This is a genomic window from uncultured Anaerovibrio sp., assembly GCF_947302755.1.
Lineage (GTDB): Bacteria > Bacillota > Negativicutes > Selenomonadales > Selenomonadaceae > Anaerovibrio.
Genome location: NZ_CAMYWM010000176.1, coordinates 1 through 4,020, shown reverse-complemented (window position 1 = coordinate 4,020; position 4,020 = coordinate 1). Strand labels below are relative to the sequence as shown.

Here is a 4,020-nt window from a genome sequence, read left to right as displayed (position 1 = left end):
GCCTTCTTTTCCTTTGGTGGAAATTGAGCCTCGAAGGCCTCAAACTCTGCCGGATTTTCCTCAGCCACCATATAGCCTGCCGGTGGTGCATATTCACCAGTAATACCAGCCAAATACCCTGGTTTTAGCTCTTTACAAAGAAAGAAGGACGCGTCAGCCCCTTCCGGAAGTCCATGATAGCGGATGCCGAATTCGCTTGCATAAGTAAAGCCACTCTTACCGTAAAAATCAATATTACCTTCAAAACACATGGCTCCACAGCCAAGCTTTGACGCCTGCTCAAGGCAATAATCCAGCAACAGCTTGCCATATCCCTGCCTCTTATACTTTGGTGCAATGGATATAGGTCCCATAGCCATAACTGGTATCATTTCCCCGTTATCAGCCTTAATACTAGCCCGCATAAATATATTCTGGCCAATAATTTCGCCTCCCTTTTCCATAACAAAGTCCAGCTCCGGCACAAAATCTCTATCATTTCTCAGCTTATGCAGTACGTAGTGCTCCACGCATCCGGGACGGTACACATTCCAAAATGCTTCCCGTACCATATTTTCTACAGCACGATAGTCCTTCTCTGTTTCCCGACGAATTATTATATCTTTATTATTCAATTTTCTCGCTTCTTTCTAATACTAATTTGTCATAATCCAATTATCCAAAAACTCCATCTGCTCCTCGGTGTGGAACCAATGCTCACCCTTCTCCATAACAGTCAGTTTGGCGCTATGCATCTCTGCAAATTTCTCCATAGTTGCCAAGGAAGTCAGCTTGTCCTCACGGCCATACAATATTTGGGTTGGCACATTCCAGCTAAAAGGATGAGTCCGTACGTAGTTCAAATACTCCCAGGACAAATCCTCCCCAAATTCGGTGAAAATAGTCCCCTTGGCCTGCAGCTCAGCCTCGGTCACATTAGCCCACGTCATCATATCCACGATTAATTTTTCCATATCCACAATGGGCGAAATAAAGTACGCCTTCTTTACCAGCCCATCCAACTCACCGTTCATGCTAAAGAATGCTCCGATGCTGTTGGCGACCAATACTACATCGTCATACTGTCTTTTTAGCTTCTCCACACAGGCCGTTATTTCCCTTCCCGTTTCCCACGGTGAGCTGGACTTGTAGTCAATACTTATTACCGCCGCCCTTGGAAAGATAGCCATATAATGCTCAGCCTCCGTTGCACTGCCGCCCTTTCCGTGAATATATAATATTACAGTCATCCAATTCTCCCCTATAAATTATGAGCAAACACCTTTCCAAAATAATTAACAGTCCCTTTTGCTTAATCCTCCAAAGCCTTTAAGGCTGCCTCACGGGCGTGGATCAGTGTAGTATCATATACCGGAAGTGCACTATCCTCAGCAGATATCAGCATACCGATTTCCGTACAGCCAAGGATAACTCCCTCTGCTCCTTGCTCCTTCATGGAAGCTATAATGCGTTGATACTCTTTGCGGGATGATTCCAGAATCTTTCCCAAGCACAGCTCATCAAATATAACATTATTTACCAGCTCAATATCTGCTTCATCAGGTATCATTACCTCCAGACCAGACTTTCTGAATCGCTCATGCAAAAAATCCTGGGTCATGGAGAACTTGGTCCCCAAGAAGCCAACCTTAATCAAGCCATCCTCTTTTACCTTCTTTGCCGTGGCATCGGCAATATGAAAAATAGGTATATTAATTTCCTTCTCTATATCCGGCACCAGCTTATGCATAGTATTAGTGGCAATAACAATAAACTCCGCTCCGGCATTCTCCAACCTTTTAGCAGCCTTTGATAAAATCTCACCATTGCCGGCCCAATTACCGGTGGCCATATTATTTTCCAGAGGAGCAAAGTCCATATTATACATCATAATTTTAGCGCTGTGATAGCCGCCCAGCTTTTCAGCCACAGTTCTATTCAATATCTCATAATAAGTAACTGTACTTTCCCAGCTCATTCCGCCAAGCAATCCTATAATTTTCATAATCCCCCGTCCCTTCTATCCGCAATGCACCCTAATCATATTAAATAATATCAATCCAGTACTAAATGTATATTATTTACTTACCAATTCCGTGAATATTGCATCCCTATCATAGTTTCCCTTGGCCAAGCCCGGGATTTCCTTATATGCCTTGCACACCGCAAGACTCATCTCCGTAAAAATACTACTTATTTCTTTGTCTGTATAAGGACAATCATCCGTCACAATAAGAGTAGCTATACTGAACGCCACTAGCCACAAATTACGGAAATAGCAATCCGCTGTATACGCATTCATATTATATATATTCATTATAGATTCCCGTACCAAATCTTGTGACAGCTCCAATGCCTTCATAGCACCTCCCGAAGAATCACTGGATCTGGCTAAAAACAATAGCTTATACAGCTCCGGCTCCTCTTTGGCAAAGCGGATATATTGCTGACCAACTCCCAAAAATGGAATCTTCACTTTGAGCCCCTCCCGAATATACCTACGATAATGGTCCTGAGCCTGTTTATACACTTCACACTTAAGCTGTTCAATAGTTTCAAACCATGTAAAAATAGGTCTTGTGGATACCCCAAGCTCTGCCGCCACCTCGCGGGCGGTAATAGCCTCAATCCCCTTTTTTCTAACGATATTTACGGCTGCACTGACAATATCTTCTTTTTGGAATTTAACTCGTGGTGGCATGGCATATTCTCCTTAATGTAATATATGTTGCATAACAACTGTTACATAACATGTATTATAATATAATCACTTCATATCCCTGTCAAGGAAAATATAGATATACGCCCCAAATAATGTTAAAATATATCTTAAACTATATAAGATATATCAATACTTAAAGGATGTGCTTTTTTTGGATACCTATCACCCCATACTTATTTTTGCCATAATATTTATTTTAATGCTGATTAATGTGTTTTTTGCCATGGCGGAGACAGCTCTGACGGAAAGTCATAAAAGCCGGCTGGAAAAAATGGTGGATGACAATATACCGGATGCCAAGGCTGCCCTGGAGCTTTTTGAGGCACCGGAGCTGGCCTTTGCAGTGGTTCAGATTGGCATTACCCTGGTCAGCATATTGATGGGGGTTGCCACCAGCGTACTCCTTTCCCCTGTGGTAGGTGAATATATTAGCTTCCTTCCATATCATGATACAGTTGCCCTGGTGGCCAGCATTGTGATTGTTACCTATTTCACCCTGCTTCTTTCTGAATTTTTGCCCAACTCCATTGCCATGCGCCATCCTGAGCAGACGCTTATTAATTGCCAAGGCACCCTGCGCACTTTGGTAAAAACCACCAGGCCGGTTACAGCCTTTCTGGAAGCCTCGGCCAGCTTCTTCCTCAGCTTCTTTGGTATTAACCTGAAATACGAGGATGTGGTCACTGAGGACGAGGTTAAGGACCTTATTGAGCAGGGTACAGAGGACGGAACCTTTGAAAAAACGGAGCAGGATTTGGTGGACCGGGTATTCCACATGAGCGACCAGACGGCATATTCACTGATGACCCCCAGAACACAGATGATGTGGCTGGATATTAATGATTCCCTGGAGCACAATCTTGACCTTATAAAAAATTCCTCAGAATATATTATCCCTGTGGGCCGTGACAGCCTGGATGAATTCTGTGGCGTCATTTATACCAAAGATATTTTAAATGCGGCCCTTAACAACGAGTCATTGGAGCTGGAACCATTTATCCGAAAGCCCATGTTCATCCCCCGTTCTATGGAAACCTTCCGGGTGCTGGAGCAATTTAAGGAATCCGGCATCCATGAGGCCGTTGTGCTGGATGAGTATGGCGGTGTTATCGGTTTTATCACCCTTCAGGATATCCTTTTGGAGCTTATCGGTGACACCAACAATGTAAATGAACAGGAGCAGCTGCAGATTGTTCCCAAGGACGACAATGAATGGTACATTGAGGGTATGTGCTCCATTGACGACTTTATGGAAATATTTGCTATTGATGAGCTTCCGGAGGAGGAACAGGATTATTACCAGACCATGGGCGTCTTCG

The 4,020-nt window shown here is 43.6% G+C and carries 5 protein-coding genes; 1 reads left to right on the top strand and 4 read right to left on the bottom strand.

All coding sequences use genetic code 11. The features are described 5' to 3' along the window. The 4 genes from Q0Y54_RS12035 to Q0Y54_RS12020 all read right to left on the bottom strand — a co-directional run. Positions 1-614: GNAT family N-acetyltransferase (locus Q0Y54_RS12035; RefSeq protein WP_297968359.1), on the bottom strand; the 614-nt coding region annotated here is incomplete at its 3' end. A gap of 21 nt (positions 615-635) precedes the next feature. Further along, positions 636-1,229 (bottom strand): carboxylesterase, encoded by a 594-nt coding sequence (locus Q0Y54_RS12030; RefSeq protein ID WP_297968356.1) that lies wholly within the window; start codon positions 1,227-1,229, stop codon positions 636-638. 62 nt (positions 1,230-1,291) lie between these two features. Continuing rightward, complete coding sequence (locus tag Q0Y54_RS12025) at positions 1,292-1,984, bottom strand: aspartate/glutamate racemase family protein (protein ID WP_297968353.1); 693 nt, start codon at positions 1,982-1,984, stop codon at positions 1,292-1,294. Positions 1,985-2,056: 72 nt separating this feature from the next. Further along, entirely contained in the window at positions 2,057-2,680 is a 624-nt protein-coding gene (locus Q0Y54_RS12020) for a TetR/AcrR family transcriptional regulator (protein WP_297968349.1), read from the bottom strand. A gap of 172 nt (positions 2,681-2,852) precedes the next feature. On the opposite strand from Q0Y54_RS12020, the gene Q0Y54_RS12015 reads away from it, so the two are divergent. Continuing rightward, the coding region (locus Q0Y54_RS12015) for a hemolysin family protein (protein ID WP_297968345.1) at positions 2,853-4,020 on the top strand (1,168 nt) is incomplete at its 3' end.

Bases quoted from the DNA above. Each gene is read 5' to 3' on its own strand.
- Q0Y54_RS12020 (WP_297968349.1), bottom strand. From the start codon at position 2,680: ATGCCACCACGAGTTAAATTCCAAAAAGAAGATATTGTCAGTGCAGCC.
- Q0Y54_RS12030 (WP_297968356.1), bottom strand. From the start codon at position 1,229: ATGACTGTAATATTATATATTCACGGAAAGGGCGGCAGTGCAACGGAG.
- Q0Y54_RS12025 (WP_297968353.1), bottom strand. From the start codon at position 1,984: ATGAAAATTATAGGATTGCTTGGCGGAATGAGCTGGGAAAGTACAGTT.